This window comes from Halomonas sp. B23F22_3, from assembly GCF_043496965.1.
GTDB lineage: Bacteria > Pseudomonadota > Gammaproteobacteria > Pseudomonadales > Halomonadaceae > Halomonas.
This window is the reverse complement of record NZ_JBIEKG010000007.1, coordinates 68,880-82,547: the sequence shown is the minus strand read 5'-3', so window position 1 is coordinate 82,547 and position 13,668 is coordinate 68,880. Positions and strand designations below refer to the sequence as shown.

16 protein-coding genes and 1 tRNA gene are annotated in these 13,668 nt (G+C 67.9%); 6 read left to right on the top strand and 11 right to left on the bottom strand.

The features are described 5' to 3' along the window. Positions 1 to 81: 81 nt before the first annotated feature. The 3 genes from ACGTNG_RS16460 to ACGTNG_RS16450 all read left to right on the top strand — a co-directional run bounded on the left by ACGTNG_RS16460 (position 82) and on the right by ACGTNG_RS16450 (position 2,198). Positions 82 to 405: a DUF1244 domain-containing protein gene (locus ACGTNG_RS16460; protein ID WP_394797602.1), complete on the top strand. Its 324-nt coding sequence runs from the start codon at positions 82 to 84 to the stop codon at positions 403 to 405. Beyond that, positions 402 to 923 (top strand): molybdenum cofactor biosynthesis protein B, encoded by a 522-nt coding sequence (moaB, locus tag ACGTNG_RS16455; protein WP_394797601.1) that lies wholly within the window; start codon positions 402 to 404, stop codon positions 921 to 923. The genes ACGTNG_RS16460 and moaB overlap by 4 nt, the downstream gene beginning before the upstream one ends. A 66-nt stretch (positions 924 to 989) precedes the next feature. Next, entirely contained in the window at positions 990 to 2,198 is a 1,209-nt protein-coding gene (locus tag ACGTNG_RS16450; protein WP_394797600.1) for a molybdopterin molybdotransferase MoeA, read from the top strand. Between the two features lie 45 nt (positions 2,199 to 2,243). Here ACGTNG_RS16450 and ACGTNG_RS16445 read toward each other — a convergent pair whose 3' ends face one another. The 7 genes from ACGTNG_RS16445 to ACGTNG_RS16415 form a co-directional block, all read right to left on the bottom strand. Continuing rightward, positions 2,244 to 2,807 carry an acyl carrier protein phosphodiesterase gene (locus tag ACGTNG_RS16445; protein WP_394797599.1) on the bottom strand — a complete coding sequence of 188 codons (564 nt, stop codon included), beginning with the start codon at positions 2,805 to 2,807 and terminating at the stop codon, positions 2,244 to 2,246. A gap of 10 nt (positions 2,808 to 2,817) precedes the next feature. Next, complete coding sequence (locus tag ACGTNG_RS16440) at positions 2,818 to 3,171, bottom strand: TusE/DsrC/DsvC family sulfur relay protein (RefSeq protein ID WP_394797598.1); 354 nt, start codon at positions 3,169 to 3,171, stop codon at positions 2,818 to 2,820. Next, positions 3,171 to 3,461 carry a sulfurtransferase complex subunit TusB gene (tusB, locus tag ACGTNG_RS16435; RefSeq protein ID WP_394797597.1) on the bottom strand — a complete coding sequence of 97 codons (291 nt, stop codon included), beginning with the start codon at positions 3,459 to 3,461 and terminating at the stop codon, positions 3,171 to 3,173. Before tusB ends, ACGTNG_RS16440 begins: the two co-directional genes overlap by 1 nt. 23 nt (positions 3,462 to 3,484) lie before the next feature. Beyond that, a complete protein-coding gene (tusC, locus tag ACGTNG_RS16430) occupies positions 3,485 to 3,865 on the bottom strand; it encodes a sulfurtransferase complex subunit TusC (RefSeq protein ID WP_394797596.1) in 381 nt (126 codons plus the stop codon). 22 nt (positions 3,866 to 3,887) lie between these two features. Further along, complete coding sequence (tusD, locus tag ACGTNG_RS16425; RefSeq protein WP_394797595.1) at positions 3,888 to 4,280, bottom strand: sulfurtransferase complex subunit TusD; 393 nt, start codon at positions 4,278 to 4,280, stop codon at positions 3,888 to 3,890. A gap of 70 nt (positions 4,281 to 4,350) precedes the next feature. Further along, positions 4,351 to 5,025: a Bax inhibitor-1/YccA family protein gene (locus ACGTNG_RS16420; protein WP_394797594.1), complete on the bottom strand. Its 675-nt coding sequence runs from the start codon at positions 5,023 to 5,025 to the stop codon at positions 4,351 to 4,353. Positions 5,026 to 5,104: 79 nt separating this feature from the next. Beyond that, positions 5,105 to 5,575, bottom strand: a complete 471-nt coding sequence (locus ACGTNG_RS16415) for an NUDIX hydrolase (protein ID WP_394797593.1) — start codon at positions 5,573 to 5,575, stop codon at positions 5,105 to 5,107. Between the two features lie 121 nt (positions 5,576 to 5,696). On the opposite strand from ACGTNG_RS16415, the gene ACGTNG_RS16410 reads away from it, so the two are divergent. Next, positions 5,697 to 5,787, top strand: a tRNA-Ser gene (locus ACGTNG_RS16410). A 228-nt stretch (positions 5,788 to 6,015) separates the two neighbouring features. Next, positions 6,016 to 6,570, top strand: a complete 555-nt coding sequence (locus ACGTNG_RS16405; protein ID WP_394797592.1) for a YaeQ family protein — start codon at positions 6,016 to 6,018, stop codon at positions 6,568 to 6,570. Between the two features lie 97 nt (positions 6,571 to 6,667). Here ACGTNG_RS16405 and ACGTNG_RS16400 read toward each other — a convergent pair whose 3' ends face one another. Continuing rightward, positions 6,668 to 8,374 (bottom strand): potassium/proton antiporter, encoded by a 1,707-nt coding sequence (locus tag ACGTNG_RS16400; protein WP_394797591.1) that lies wholly within the window; start codon positions 8,372 to 8,374, stop codon positions 6,668 to 6,670. Between the two features lie 137 nt (positions 8,375 to 8,511). Between ACGTNG_RS16400 and ACGTNG_RS16395 the strand changes: the two genes are divergently transcribed. Further along, positions 8,512 to 9,735 (top strand): ABC transporter substrate-binding protein, encoded by a 1,224-nt coding sequence (locus ACGTNG_RS16395; protein WP_394797590.1) that lies wholly within the window; start codon positions 8,512 to 8,514, stop codon positions 9,733 to 9,735. A gap of 28 nt (positions 9,736 to 9,763) precedes the next feature. Here the strand turns inward: ACGTNG_RS16395 and ACGTNG_RS16390 are convergent, their stop codons facing one another. The 3 genes from ACGTNG_RS16390 to ACGTNG_RS16380 all read right to left on the bottom strand — a co-directional run bounded on the left by ACGTNG_RS16390 (position 9,764) and on the right by ACGTNG_RS16380 (position 13,365). Further along, positions 9,764 to 10,543, bottom strand: a complete 780-nt coding sequence (locus tag ACGTNG_RS16390) for an alpha/beta fold hydrolase (protein WP_394797589.1) — start codon at positions 10,541 to 10,543, stop codon at positions 9,764 to 9,766. A 52-nt stretch (positions 10,544 to 10,595) separates the two neighbouring features. Continuing rightward, the gene (locus ACGTNG_RS16385) at positions 10,596 to 11,279 is read right to left on the bottom strand and encodes a 7-cyano-7-deazaguanine/7-aminomethyl-7-deazaguanine transporter (protein ID WP_394797588.1); all 684 of its coding nucleotides are present in this window, start codon (positions 11,277 to 11,279) and stop codon (positions 10,596 to 10,598) included. Positions 11,280 to 11,457: 178 nt separating this feature from the next. Continuing rightward, positions 11,458 to 13,365, bottom strand: coding sequence for a propionyl-CoA synthetase (locus tag ACGTNG_RS16380; RefSeq protein WP_394797587.1), 1,908 nt, complete (start codon positions 13,363 to 13,365; stop codon positions 11,458 to 11,460). Positions 13,366 to 13,668 lie beyond the last annotated feature (303 nt).

The window sequence follows — 13,668 nt, the reverse complement described above, 5'->3', positions numbered from 1 at the left end:
CGCGTCTTCCGACACCGCCTGCGGGCGGTGTCTTTTTTGTTAAGCTGAGCCGACAGACACCCTGACCACCGGAGAGCGACGATGTCACAACTCGACGACGCCACCCGCACCGAACTCGAGGCGGCCGCATTCCGCCGCCTGCTGCGCCATCTGGACGAGCACAAGGAGGTCCAGAACATCGACCTGATGATCCTCGCCGATTTCTGCCGCAACTGCCTCTCCAAGTGGCTCGTGGCCGCCGCCGATGAGCGCGGCGTGGAGCTGGACTACGACAGCGCCCGGGAGCACGTCTACGGGATGCCCTACGGCGAGTGGAAGGAGAAGTACCAGCAGGAGGCCACCCCCGAACAGCAGGCGGCCTTCGCGGCGCGTCAGGCGGCCAAGCAGGAGACGCAAGGCGAATGAGCGAACCGATGATCCCCCTCTCCGTGGCGGTGCTGACCATCTCCGATACGCGTAACGAGCAGACCGATCGCAGCGGCCAGGCCCTGGTCGAGCGACTGACCGCCGCCGGCCACCGCCTGCACGAGAAGCGCATCGTGCCCGATGACGTCTATCGCATCCGCGCCGTGGTGGCGGGCTGGATCGCCGACGACGCGGTCCAGGTGATCCTGACCACCGGCGGCACCGGCTTTACCGGACGCGACTCCACCCCCGAGGCGGTCTCGGTGCTGCTCGACAAGCAGATCGAGGGCTTCGGGGAGCTGTTTCGCCACCTCTCCTGGCAGGAGATCGGCAGCTCCACCGTGCAGAGCCGCTGCCTCGGCGGGCTGGCCAACGCCACCGTGGTGTTCAGTCTGCCCGGCTCCACCGGCGCCTGTCGCACCGGCTGGGACGGCATCCTCGCCGAGCAGCTCGACAGTCGTCACAAGCCGTGCAACTTCGCCAACCTGGTCATTCCCGAGCGAGGCCAACATGCGTGACACGACCCATCGCTGCGACAAGCCGTGCGACGTTCCACCGGTGCGGGCCAACCTGGAGAGGCCAGCATGGATGAGCTGAAACCGGTCGAGGCCGCGCTGAACGCCCTGCTGGCCGACGTCACGCCCACGTCCGCCGAGACCGTGCCCTGCGACCGGGCGGCCGGGCGCGTGCTCGCCGAGGCGATCGAGGCGCGCCTCGACGTGCCCGCCTTCGACAACAGCGCCATGGACGGCTACGCCCTGCACCACGACGACGCGGGCCAGCGACTGCCCGTCGCCCAGCGCATCGCCGCCGGCGCACCGACGACGCCGCTGGCGCGGGGCACCTGCGCGCGCATCTTCACCGGCGGCGCGCTCCCCCCGGGTGCCGACTGCGTGGTGATGCAGGAGCGTGTAACGCGCGAGGATGACGTCGCGGCTATCCCGGCGGATCTCCCGGCGGGCGACAACGTCCGCCGTCGCGGCCGCGACGTGGCGGCGGGAGCGCCCCTGCTGCCCGCCGGTGAGCGGCTGGAGGCGGCGGCCCTGGGGCATCTCGCCGGCCAGGGTATCACCGAGGTGGTGGTGCGCCGCCGCCCGCGGGTGGCGCTGCTCTCCACCGGCGACGAGATCGTCGATCCGGGCACGCCGCTATCTGACGGACAGATCTACAACTCCAACCGGCCGATGCTCAAACGCCTGCTCGAGCGCTTCGGCGCCGAGCTGGTCCGGGTCGCCTCGGTGCCGGACGATGCCGCGGGCACCCGCGAGACCCTCGCCGCGGCGGCGCTGGAGGCGGACCTCGTGATCAGTACCGGGGGGGTGAGCGTCGGCGAGGAGGATCACGTCAAGGCGGCGCTGGAGTCGCTGGGCCAGCTGGACCTGTGGCGCCTGGCGATCCGCCCGGGCAAGCCTCTGGCGCTGGGACGCCTGCCAGGGGCTGATGGCCAGGACGTGCGCTTCGTCGGCCTGCCCGGCAACCCGGTCTCCTGCTTCGTCGGCGCCTGGCTCTTCCTGCGCCCGTTGATGGGCGCCCTGCAGGGCTGCCCCGCCCTGGCCGAGCTGCCGCGTCTCACGGCGCGGGCCGACTTCGCCACGCAAACCGGTCCGCGACGCCACTACATGCGGGTGACCCTGGCCTTCGGGGAGGACGGCATCGTGGCCCGGGCGTTTCGCGACCAGAACTCGGGCGTGCTGTCGTCGTGCATCGGCGCCGATGCCCTGGCGGAGATCCCCGCCGAGACCCGTATCGAGCCGGGTGATCGCCTCGACTGCCTGTGGCTCAGGGTCGATTGAGGCTCGATGGGATCGAGGATCGGGACCGAGATGAGCCCGCCGGCCTCAGGCCGGTACGCCAAGATCGGCATTGACGGCCGACCAGAGCCGCTCGAAGTCGCGCGCGAGGTAGCCGTAATCCGCTTCCAGCCAGGGCACCAGCTCGGCCAGGCGATTCGGACCGGAAAGGCGTCTCCCGATGCCCTCGATGGCGCGACAGGTGAAGGTGAAGTCCGCGTAGCGGTTGAGCCAGTCCTGCTCCACCAGCACGGGCACCATCCCCGCCAGCCGACCCGGGGCGGGAGCGGTCACCAGCAGCCGATAGCAGCGCGCGGTCAGCCGACGCCGCGCCTCTACCTCGAGGGTGCGAGCCGCGAAGTGGTCCCAGAGCAGATCCAGGGCGATGCCGGCGAAGCGACGCTGCGGCCAGGGCGTGCGTGCGAGGATGTCGGCGACCACCGGGTGGCCATCGACGTAGGCGTCGACCCGACGGTGGTGACGGATGCCGGCCGCCGTCTCCGGCGGCCAGGCCGAGAGGTCGATGCCCTTGACCCCGTCGGCGATCAGGTTGCCATACAGGAAGTCGTCACCGCCGCCGCGGGCGAGCCAGCCGTGGGCGAGGAAGTTCACGCTGGACCGATCACAGGCAGTGGGTGGGCTTGGGCAGGCCGGCCAGGCGAGCCGCCACCTTGGCGGGACTGCCGGGAAAGAGCCGCATCAGATGGATCGAACGGCCCTTCTCGGGCCCCAGGGCCTTGCCCACCGCCTTGACCAGGGGGCGCATGGCCGGGGCCATCTCATAGCGCGCATAGAAGTCGCGCAGCACCCTGAGCACTTCCCAGTGCTCCTCGGTCAGCTCGATGCCCTCCTCGCGTGCCAGGGCCTCGGCGATTCGTGGCGACCACTGCGTCATATCGACGAGATAGTCTTCGGGATCCAGGGCATAAGTATGCTCGCCTACCGATAGATAACGGTATATTTCTGTCGAGGCCATCAGTACCAGCTCACTGTCCGTTCGGCTTCCTCGGTCAGGGTCACGAAGCCATCCACATCGACCACCTGCACGCTCTCCGCGCAGCGTCCCAGCAGCCCACGAGCCTCCAGGTCTTCCCTGAGGGCGAACAGTCGGCCCTCGATCGGCGCGTAATACCGCACCAGCTGGGGCAGCGCCCCTTGAACGCCGTCCTCGATCAGCAGCAGGACATCGTCTGGCCCCATGCCGGTCAGGGCCTGTTCAAAGACCCGACTGCTCGCCGGGGAACGGTTCACCACATGCAACAGCATCCAGGTTCTCCTCGCGACTCGGGCTAGAAGGTCAACACCAGGCGGTGGGCGGATAGTGCCTCGGCGAGGGCCTCGGCCGACACGGGGGTCACGTCGAGCATCAGCTCGTCGGCCGAGAGGCCAAACGCCGAGAGCGCCTGGGCATCCACCAGCAGGGTCTCGATATCATACATCTCCAGCATCTCCAGCGTCGCGGCCGTCCCCTTCTGCGCGAGCGGACCGGGTCCTTGTCCCGGCATCAGCGCCGTGACGCCCTCCCCCATGAACAGCAGGGAAACGCTCTGCCCGAAGGCGGCGGCAACCAGGGCGGCATCCAGCCCCTCCTTGAGCCAGCTACTGCCGTGAGGCGCATGGCGCAGGATGACCAGCAGGTCACGGAGTGGGTCCTCATGTTCGTGCATCATCGCTCCATCGCATGCCAGGGATTCAGGGGCCGAAGGTCACCAGCCGGTCGCTGCGCGTGCCCAGATCGATCAGCTGCCCCAGCCCCGTCAGTTCGAAGGGCGCTGTCACGCTGCTCCCGTCCTTGCCGTGCCGGGCGGCCTCGCGCTCGTCGAGCAGGCCACGGCGCAGTGCCGCGGCGATGCAGACCTGCAGCGAGACGTCGTGTTCGCGGGACAGGTCCGCCCAGGCATCCACCAGGTGCGGTTCGTCTTGCGGGGGGGCCGCCAGCCGGGAGGCATTGTTCACCCCGTCATGATAGAAGAATACCGCCTCGAGGCGGTGGCCCCTCGCCACCAGGGCGCGGGCGAAGCGCAGGGCCGAATGGCTGGCCTGGTGACTGTAGGGAGCGCCCATCAGCAGGATGGCGTAGCGCATGAAGGTCCTCCTGAAACAACCTGGCCCCGCCGGTTGGCGGGGCCAGGTGATCCTGATACAGCGTTGGGGGTCAGTCCTGGCTCATGATGCCCAGGATCGACAGCAGGCTGATGAACAGGTTGTAGATCGACACGTAGAGGGTGATGGTGGCGAGGATGTAGTTGGTCTCGCCGCTACGATGCACGATCTCACTGGTCTGGTAGAGGATGGCCGCCGAGGAGAACAGCACGAAGCCGGCGGAGACCATCAGCGACAGGGCCGGGATCTGCAGGAAGATGCCCGCCAGCATGGCCAGGATCAGCACGATAGCGCCGGCCATCAGGAAATTGGCCAGGAAGCTGAAATCCTTGCGGGTGATCAGCGCCACCGCCGAGAGCCCCACGAAGGTCATGCCGGTCATGCCCAGCGCGGTCATGATCAGCTGAGCGCCGTTGGGCAGAGTGAGGTAGGCACTCAGGACCGGCCCTAGCGTGAAGCCCATGAATCCGGTGAAGGCGAAGGTGGCGAGCAGCCCCATCGCGGAGTTGGCGGTCTTGTGCACCAGGAACATGAGACCGTAGGCGCCGATGAAGAACACGAAGATGTTCATGCGCTCGACGCCCATGCTCATGGCGGCGCCCGCCGTGATGGCGGAGAACAACAGGGTCATCGCCAGTAGGCCGTAGGTGTTGCGCAGGACCTTGCTGGTACCGACCGACTGCGACCGCGTCTGATGACGTGTCGACTGCGTCTCTTGATAAGCCATGGATCCGAAGCTCCCTGTATGGTTGGTCTAGGCACTAGACTAAGGATGCAGTCAGAATGTTCCCGACGCAAGCGCCCGGCTAGTCAGGGTTCAACGCCTTTTCCGCGGCGGCGGCCTCTTCCAGCACCCGGCGCGCCACCCGCGCCGCGGTGTCACAGACCTCCGCGCCAGCCTGCTCGAGAGCCGCCAGGTCCATCCAGCAGAGCGCCGTGGCATCGTCCGCGGCCGCCTCGATGCCCCCCCGCCACTCCAGCTGCACCACCACGATGACGAAGTGCATGCTCAGCGCACCCTCCGCGTCATGGTCGAAGACGTCGATGGCGGTCAGGATGCGCCGCGGGTCGGCCAGCACACCGGTCTCTTCCAGCAGCTCGCGGACCGCGGCCTGCTGGAGGCTCTCTCCTGCCTCGACCTTGCCACCGGGCAAGGCCAGCTTGCCCGCGTTGGGAGGATTGCGCCGCCGGACCATCAGGATACGATCCCCCCTGACCACCGCGGCCGACACCGCGGGAACGGGGTGCACTGGGGAAACTGTCGAGCGCTCGGGCATAGGGGTCTCCTGCGATCATCGTGCCCCATTGTGCCTTAGCCCTGAACCAGGGGCTAACATCCTGATCCCAAGGGGCTCTTGACCTGCGGATGAAAACTGGTAGAGTACGCATCCGTAAGCCGGAGGGATGGCAGAGCGGTTGAATGCACCGGTCTTGAAAACCGGCGTAGGTTAATAGCCTACCCAGGGTTCGAATCCCTGTCCCTCCGCCACCATTCGATGAAAACCAGCCCACCGAGGCTGGTTTTCTTGTTTCAGCGCATGGGCCACACTCATGGCGGCGTACGGGCTCGTCACGCAACGCGCCCGCCGTGTCCGGGCGCGAAACATGGGCCCCTTCCCTGCTGTCCACACCCGAGAGACGCCACCGGCAATGTCCGACGGCACCACTCCGCGCCCTTGCACCGCGAGGCCGCCATCCAGAAAAGGCCCATTTCGCCATGGCACTGAAGGCAACGATTCATCGAGTACAGCTGCAGGTCGCCGACATGGACCGGCACTATTATGCCGATCACGCCCTGACCGTGGCGCAACACCCGTCGGAAACCGACGAGCGCATGATGGTCAGGCTGCTCGCCTTCGCACTGAACGCCGACGAGGCGCTGGCCTTCGGGCGGGGCGTGAGTACCGAGGACGAGCCCGACCTGTGGCGCCGGGACCTCACCGGCGAGATCGAGCAGTGGATCCAGCTCGGCCAGCCCGACGAGAAGAGCATTCGTCGCGCCTGCGGCCGCGCCGGCGACGTCGTCATCTACACCTACAGCGGCCATGGCGCCGCGCTCTGGTGGGAGTCGCTGGCCGGCAAGCTGGCGACCCTCGAGAACTTGACGGTGTTCGCCATCGCGCCGGAGACGGTGCAGGCGCTTTCCGGCATGGCGGCGAAGAGCATGAACCTGAGCGCCACCCTCCAGGATGACACGGTATGGCTCGCCGACGGCGAGCAGGCCGTCGAGATCACCCTCGAGAGGCTGAAGGCGGCGACCCGGCAGGCGTGAGCGGCCAGGCCTACGCCCCTGCCCACCTGACGCGTCGCCACCCTGCTTCATGGTTGCGCTACAGGGAGCTGCTGCCGACCGCCAGGCAGCGCCACCCTCAATAGAGACGCAGCCCCACCCGGGTCACGCGATTGCCCTCCATCGCGCTGACGACCCAGTGGATACCGTGCCAGTCCACGTCGTCGCCGACCACCGGATGCCCGCCCACCCGCAGCGAGACGAACTCGGCCAGGGTCATGTCCTGCTCGCCGGGACTCAGGGTGAGGCCGTAAGCGTCGGCGATGTCGCGCATGAAGGCGTCGCCGTCGAAGGTGAAGGTGCCGAAGAAGGCGCGCTCGCGTTTGAGCTTGGCATCCCCATTGAACAGGCGGTTCAGCGCCGGCAGGTCATCGGTGCGGCCAATCACGCAGATCACGTCCCCCAGCCTTAGCCGCGTGCTGCCCTTGGGGTGCAGCATGGCATGCTCGCGGAAGAGCGCCGAGATCAGGGCCCCCGAGGGGAAGCGCAAGAGCCGGATCGGCACGTCCTCGAGGTCGGCGTTCTCCACCTCGTAGACGAACATCTCGTAGTCGTTCTCGGGCAGGATACCCAGCGGACCGCGGCGGTTGGGGGTGACGGTGGGCGGCAGCTCGACCTTCATGCGACGCGCCATCCACGGCAGCGAGCCGCCCTGGATCAGCAGCGACAGCAGCACCACCGCGAAGGCGACGTTGAAGTAGAGCGAGGCGTTCTCCACCCCGCCGATCACCGGGAAGATCGCCAGCACGATCGGCACCGCCCCACGCAGGCCCACCCAGGCAATGAAGCCGATCTCGCGCCAGCGAAACTTGAAGAAGGGCTTGACGACGATCAGCACCGCCAGGGGCCTGGCGACGAAGATCAGCGCCAGAGCCACCAGCAGCGCCGGCAGCGCATAGTCCATCATCTCGCTAGGCGTGACCAGCAGGCCCAGCACTAGGAACAGGCCGATCTGGGAGAGCCAGGCCAGGCCGTCGTGCACCGGCAGGATGAAGTTGAGGTGACGACCGGGTCGGTTGCCGATCATCAGCCCGGCCAGGTAGATGGCCAGGAAGCCGCTGCCGCCCAGGGCGCTGGTCAGTCCGAAGACGCAGAAGCCGAGCCCCAGGGCCAGCAGCGAATAGAGCCCCGGCGCCAGGTCCAGCCAGCTCAAGAGCCGCGCACTCAGCCAGCCGACGCCGAGCCCGATCAGGATGCCCAACCCGAACTGCTGCACCAGGAACAGCAGGGTCTCGCCCACCCCACCGATGTCGCCGACCAGCACCTCCACCAGCATCAGGGTCAGGAAGATCGCCATCGGGTCGTTGGTGCCCGACTCGATCTCCAGGGTGGCGCCGACTCGCTCATTGAGGTTGACCCCTCGCCCGCTGAGCATCGAGAACACCGCGGCGGCATCGGTGGAGCCGACGATGGCGCCCACCAGCAGGCCCTGCACCAGGCTCAGCTCGAAGACCCACATGGCGAAGAGCCCCACCAGGCCGCCGGTGATGAAGACCCCGAAGGTCGCCAGGGAGAGCGCCGGACGGAAGCCGACGCGAAAGGTCTTGAGACGGGTACGCAGCCCCCCGTCGAGCAGGATCATGGCCAGCGCCAGGTGGCCGATGGAGAAGGCCAGGGAGTAGTCGTCGAACTGGATGCCGAGCAGCCCCTCCTCGCCGGCCAGCATCCCCAGACCCAGGAAGATCAACAGCAGCGGCACGCCGGCCATCGAGGAGAGACGGCTGGCGAGGATGCTCAGGGCCAGCAGAAAGCCGCTGAGCAGAAACAGACTGTTGATCGAATCCATGACCGCCTGCCTTGGCTTTGAAAACGCAAAGTATCGCATGCCGCGACGAGCGCGGCGATTTTCGTTGGTGCCCGCGACTGGCCGTGGCGGACCACCAGCGGTTAAGCTTGCGCGGCATCGTTGACCGGGTAGCGCGCATGGCAGCAGTCCTTTCTCAGATCTCCCCCGTCGCTCGGCGGCGGCGCTGGCCGATCGCCCTGCTGGCGATCGCCGGCCTGCTGCCGTCAGCGCTCGTCGCCGCACCGGCCGAGCCCGACGCGCGGGCGGGCTATCCGCCGCTGGGCACCGAGGTGATGGTGCTGGATCTCGAGGCCCTGGCCGAAGAGGCGGCGCGCGAGATCGCCAAGCAGCGGGCGATCCGCCAACGCTACCGGGAGGCGCCACGGGGGCCGGCGGTCGATACGCCCTCTCGCCCCAGCGTGCCGGCCATCGCCCTGCGCCCGGCGGAGCCCATCGAGCCGCCCCCCGTCACGCCGCTCAGCGTGATGCTGGACTGGACGCCCAGCCCGCGGCATGCCGCGCTGATCGTCGCCCGAGAGCGCGGTCTGTTCGCCAGCCGCGGGCTGGACGTGACCCTGTCGACCCCCGCCGATCCGGATGTGCCCATCAAGCTGCTGGCGGCCTCGCGCATCGATCTCGCCCTGGCGCGCCAGCCGCTGCTGCATCTCGGCGTGGATCGCGGACTGCCGGTGGTGCGGGTCGCCACCCTGGTCGCCATGCCGCTGAGCGCCCTGGTGGTGCGCGAGGACAGCGATATCACCGCGGCGGTCGACCTGGCGGGTGCGCGAATCGGCCATGCCGATACCGATAGCCGGGACGTGCTGCTGACGGCCCTGCTGCGCCAGGCCAGCGTGCGTGATGACGAGGTCGAGACCCAGGAGCTGCATTTCCGGCTCGGCGATGCGCTGCGCGAGGGGCGCGTGGAGGGGGTGATCGGCGCCATGCGCCACCTGCTGCCGCGCCAGCTGGCCGACGAAGGGCTCGCGACCCGCGTGCTGACCAGCGAGGCCCTCGGCATCCCGCTGCACGACGGCCTGGTCATGCTGGCCAACCGCGATCACCTGGGCGCGCAGCGCGACGCCATCCGCCGCCTGGTCGAGGCGCTGGAGGAGGCCTCGGTGTGGATCGCCAACCATCCGCAGGAGGCGTGGACGCTGGTCGCCCGCGCCGAGCCCGGGATCGACACGCCGGTCAACCGTGAGGCCTGGCAGCAGATTCGGCCGCGGCTGAGCCTGAGCCCCGCGGCCCTGGACCAGGGCCGCTATCGTCGCTTCGAGGCGTATTTGCTCGAGGCCGGCGTCCTGGACGATCGCCACCCGGTCTCCCGACTGGCGGTCGATCCCGGCGCGCTCTCGCGCTGAGTGGCCCGCCAAGCGGCCGGCATTCCCGCTAGTCGCCCAACGCGTCCAGGAAGGCGTTGACCGCCGCCTGGAAGGCCGCCGGCTGCTCGGCATGCAGCCAGTGGCCGGCCTCCAGGGTCTGGATCTCGGCGTTTGGCAGCACCTCGTGAAGCGCCGGCAGCATCTCGTCGGTCACGTAGCGCGACTGCGCGCCGCGCAGCACCAGCGTTGGCCCCTCATAGGCCCCCTCGCCCGCTGGCACGCCCATGATCGTCTCGTAGTCGCCCTGGATCTCGTCGAGACCGATGCGGGGCCGCAGGATGCCCGCCTCGTCGCGCTCGAGGTTGGTGGCGAGAAAGAGGCGCACCGCGTCCTCGTCGACGTGCTCGGCGAGCAGCGCATCGGCCTCGCGCCGGTTGGTCGGCGAGCCCGCCTCGACGCGGCGCAGCGCGGCGAAGACGCTGTCGTGGTCGTGCCCGTAGGCCACCGGGGCGATATCGGCGACGATCAGTGAGGCCACCCGCTCAGGCGCCAGCCGGGCCAGGCTGATCACCACCTTGCCGCCCATGGAGTGCCCCAGCAGGTGGGCACGCTCGACATCGAGACGATCGAGCAGGGCCAGCAGGTCCTCGGCCATGGCGTCGTAGCCCATCCCCGCCACGTGGGGCGAACGCCCGTGGTTGCGCAGGTCCACGGTGATCACCCGACGGCGCCGCTGCCACTGCTTGGCGTGGGAGCGCCAGTTGTCGGCGCTGCCCAGCAGGCCGTGGACGACCACCAGCGGCGTCTCGTCGCCGCCGGTATCGAGGAAGTGAAGATCGGTGGGCATGCAAGCCTCCTTGGCGTCAGGGGTTCGGGTGCTGGGCATCGTGCGTGGCGTATCAGGAAGACGCACGCGCCTCTTCAGGCATCACGTCATCGCGCCCCGTCGCCGCCACCAGTCGACGGCTCAGCCAGGCCAGCAGCACGCCATAGAGCGGCAGGAAGAAGGCCAGGCTGATGGCGAGCTTGATCGCGTAGTCGACCCAGGCGATCTCGGGCCAGTTGGCGGCCATGAAGGGGTCTGGACTGCGGTGGAAGGCGATGGAGAAGAACGCGAAGGTATCGGCGAGGTTGCCAAGCACCGTGGAAACGGCCGGCGCCACCCACCAGGCCTTGAGGGCGCGCAGCCGGTCGAAGACCTGCACGTCCAGTAGCTGGCCCAGCACGTACGCCATGAAGCTCGCCAGGGCGATGCGGGCGACGAAGAGGTTCCACTCGCCCAGCGCCTCGAGGCCGGCGAAACCGCCGCGGGGAAAGACCACGGAGACGACGTAGGAGATGACCAGCGCCGGCAGCATCACGCGCAGGATGATCGCCCGGGCCGGCTCCTTGCCGAACAGGCGCACGGTGAGATCGGTGGCCAGGAAGATGAAGGGAAAGCTGAACGCGCCCCAGGTGGTATGGAAGCCCCACAGGGTGAACGGCAGCTGCACCAGGTAGTTGCTGGCGGCAATGACCAGGATATGGAAGGCGACCAGCAGCGCCAGGCAGCGCCGGGTCTGGACCTCGGACAGCACGAACATCACGGCATCCTTTTTTGAGGAGGGGTGAGGGAACCCTCGTGGATCGGCCCTCGCGCATGGCGAGAATGGGCCGGCATTATACGGCCTGGCCATCACCCTGGCCATGGAAGGCCCTGCCCCACATGACGACGCCGCCCAAGAGGGCGGCGTCGTGGTCTCACGGCAGGGTCGCGCGGAATCAGACCTGGCGGGCCTGCTCGGCGGCACCCACCGAGCGCTCCTTCATCGCCTCATGCACGTCCTGGAGACTCGCCGGGTCGTCGATGGTCGAGGGCACGCCGAATTCCTGGCCGTCGGCGATGTTTCGCAGCAGCTTGCGCAGGATCTTCCCGGAGCGGGTCTTGGGCAAGCGATCGACCACCAGTACCTGCTTGAAGCAGGCGATCGGGCCGATCTTCTCGCGCACCAGGCCGATCAGCTCGTTCTCGAGCGCCACCTCGTCCCCCTCGAAGCCATCCTTGGGGATCACCAGCCCCACCGGCAGCTGCCCCTTCAGGGCGTCGTGGATGCCGATCACCGCGCACTCGGCCACCGCGGGGTGGGCGCCGACGACCTCCTCCATTTCACCGGTGGAGAGGCGATGGCCGGCGATATTGATGACGTCGTCGGTGCGCCCCATGATGAAGAGGTAGCCATCCTCGTCGAAGTAGCCGCCGTCGCCGGTGAGGTAGTAACCGGGGAACGCGGCCATGTAGGCGCTGTGAAAGCGCTGCGGATCGCGCCACACCCCGGTCAGGCACCCCGGCGGCAGCGGCTGCTTGATCACCACGCTGCCCTGCTCCATGGCGTCGGACGGCTCGCCCTCTCGGTCGAGGATCTGCACGTCGAAACCGGGCACCGGCACCGTGGCACTGCCGGCCTTGGTGGGCATCGGCTCGAGGCCGTGCAGGTTGGCGGCGATGGGCCAGCCGGTCTCGGTCTGCCACCAGTGATCGATCACCGGCACCGTCAGCAGGTCGTCGAGCCAGTGAAAGGTCGGCGGATCCAGACGTTCGCCGGCCAGGAACAGCGCCTTGAGGCAGCTGATGTCGTACTTTGCCATCAGCTTGGCGTCCGGATCCTCCTTCTTGATGGCGCGAAAGGCGGTGGGCGCGGTGAAGAAGCTCTTCACCCGATACTCGCTGATCAGACGCCAGAAGGCCCCGGCATCCGGGGTCTTCACCGGCTTGCCCTCGTAGACCAGGGTGGTGGCGCCGCGCAGCAGCGGCGCATAGACGATGTAGGAGTGGCCGACCACCCAACCGACGTCGGAGGCCGAGAAGAAGACCTCGCCCGGCGCCACGTCGTAGATGGTCTCCATGGAGTAGGCCAGGGCCACGGCATAGCCGCCGGTATCGCGCACCACCCCCTTGGGTTTGCCGGTGGTGCCGGAGGTGTAGAGGATGTAGAGCGGATCGCTGCCCTTGACCGGCACGCAGTCAGCCGGCGTGGCCCGCTCGACCAGCGCCGACCAGTCATGGTCGATGGCCGTGCCCAGCTCGGCGGTGTGCTGCTCGCGCTGCAGGATCACACAGGCCTCGGGCTTGTAGCTGCTCTGCTCGATGGCGGCATCGATGATCGGCTTGTAGGGAAGCACCCGATCGCCCTCGACGCCGCAGGAGGCGGCGATCACGACCTTCGGCTCGGCATCCTCGATGCGGACCGCCAGCTCGTGGGGCGCGAAGCCGCCGAACACCACCGAGTGAATGGCCCCGAGACGGGCACAGGCATACATGGCGACCAGGGCCTCGGGCACCATGGGCATGTAGATCACCACCCGGTCGCCCTTCTCTACTCCCAGGTCTCTCAAGGCCCCGGCGAAGCGCGCCACCTGGTCGCGCATCTCGGCGAAGGTGATGGTGCGCTTGCTGTCGGTGACCGGTGAGTCCCAGTAGATGGCCGGCTGGTCGCCCCGCCCCTGCTCGACGTGATGATCCAGCGCGGCGTGGCAGATGTTGAGCTCACCGTCCACGAACCAGCGGGCGTGATTCGCCTCGTCGTATTCGAGGATCGTGGTGGGCGGGGTGAACCAGGGGATACGCTTGGCCTGTTCGGCCCAGAAGGCCTCAGGTTGATCGATGGAGCGTCGAAACTCGTCGTGATACATGCGCGTCAGCATCCTGTCAGCAATCGAGGAAAGGGCTTGATTGTTGACACTCTAGAGCATGCTTCTCCGTCAAACCTCATACCATCGGCTAACATTCGACAAAAGAACGAGAGCCTCGCCCACTATTGTCAACAACGACCCCGCCACCACCAACGGATGCGCCCGCGCGTCGACAGCGTTGATCCGGCGTTGGCGTCCAGGCTGCGCTATTATTGCGAATAAGCTGAATCAGAAGGTCAACGAACGACCGATCACACCCCCCAGGCGTGGACTCAGGGGAACCTTTCCACCGCGCAGGCGACC

Excerpts from the sequence above, each read along its gene's own strand:
- ACGTNG_RS16460 (WP_394797602.1), top strand. The coding sequence starts at position 82 with ATGTCACAACTCGACGACGCCACCCGCACCGAACTCGAGGCGGCCGCA.
- moaB (WP_394797601.1), top strand. The coding sequence starts at position 402 with ATGAGCGAACCGATGATCCCCCTCTCCGTGGCGGTGCTGACCATCTCC.
- ACGTNG_RS16450 (WP_394797600.1), top strand. The coding sequence starts at position 990 with ATGGATGAGCTGAAACCGGTCGAGGCCGCGCTGAACGCCCTGCTGGCC.
- ACGTNG_RS16440 (WP_394797598.1), bottom strand. The coding sequence starts at position 3,171 with ATGGCCTCGACAGAAATATACCGTTATCTATCGGTAGGCGAGCATACT.
- tusB (WP_394797597.1), bottom strand. The coding sequence starts at position 3,461 with ATGCTGTTGCATGTGGTGAACCGTTCCCCGGCGAGCAGTCGGGTCTTT.
- tusC (WP_394797596.1), bottom strand. The coding sequence starts at position 3,865 with ATGATGCACGAACATGAGGACCCACTCCGTGACCTGCTGGTCATCCTG.
- tusD (WP_394797595.1), bottom strand. The coding sequence starts at position 4,280 with ATGCGCTACGCCATCCTGCTGATGGGCGCTCCCTACAGTCACCAGGCC.
- ACGTNG_RS16420 (WP_394797594.1), bottom strand. The coding sequence starts at position 5,025 with ATGGCTTATCAAGAGACGCAGTCGACACGTCATCAGACGCGGTCGCAG.
- ACGTNG_RS16415 (WP_394797593.1), bottom strand. The coding sequence starts at position 5,575 with ATGCCCGAGCGCTCGACAGTTTCCCCAGTGCACCCCGTTCCCGCGGTG.
- ACGTNG_RS16405 (WP_394797592.1), top strand. The coding sequence starts at position 6,016 with ATGGCACTGAAGGCAACGATTCATCGAGTACAGCTGCAGGTCGCCGAC.
- ACGTNG_RS16400 (WP_394797591.1), bottom strand. The coding sequence starts at position 8,374 with ATGGATTCGATCAACAGTCTGTTTCTGCTCAGCGGCTTTCTGCTGGCC.
- ACGTNG_RS16395 (WP_394797590.1), top strand. The coding sequence starts at position 8,512 with ATGGCAGCAGTCCTTTCTCAGATCTCCCCCGTCGCTCGGCGGCGGCGC.
- ACGTNG_RS16390 (WP_394797589.1), bottom strand. The coding sequence starts at position 10,543 with ATGCCCACCGATCTTCACTTCCTCGATACCGGCGGCGACGAGACGCCG.
- ACGTNG_RS16385 (WP_394797588.1), bottom strand. The coding sequence starts at position 11,279 with ATGTTCGTGCTGTCCGAGGTCCAGACCCGGCGCTGCCTGGCGCTGCTG.
- ACGTNG_RS16380 (WP_394797587.1), bottom strand. The coding sequence starts at position 13,365 with ATGTATCACGACGAGTTTCGACGCTCCATCGATCAACCTGAGGCCTTC.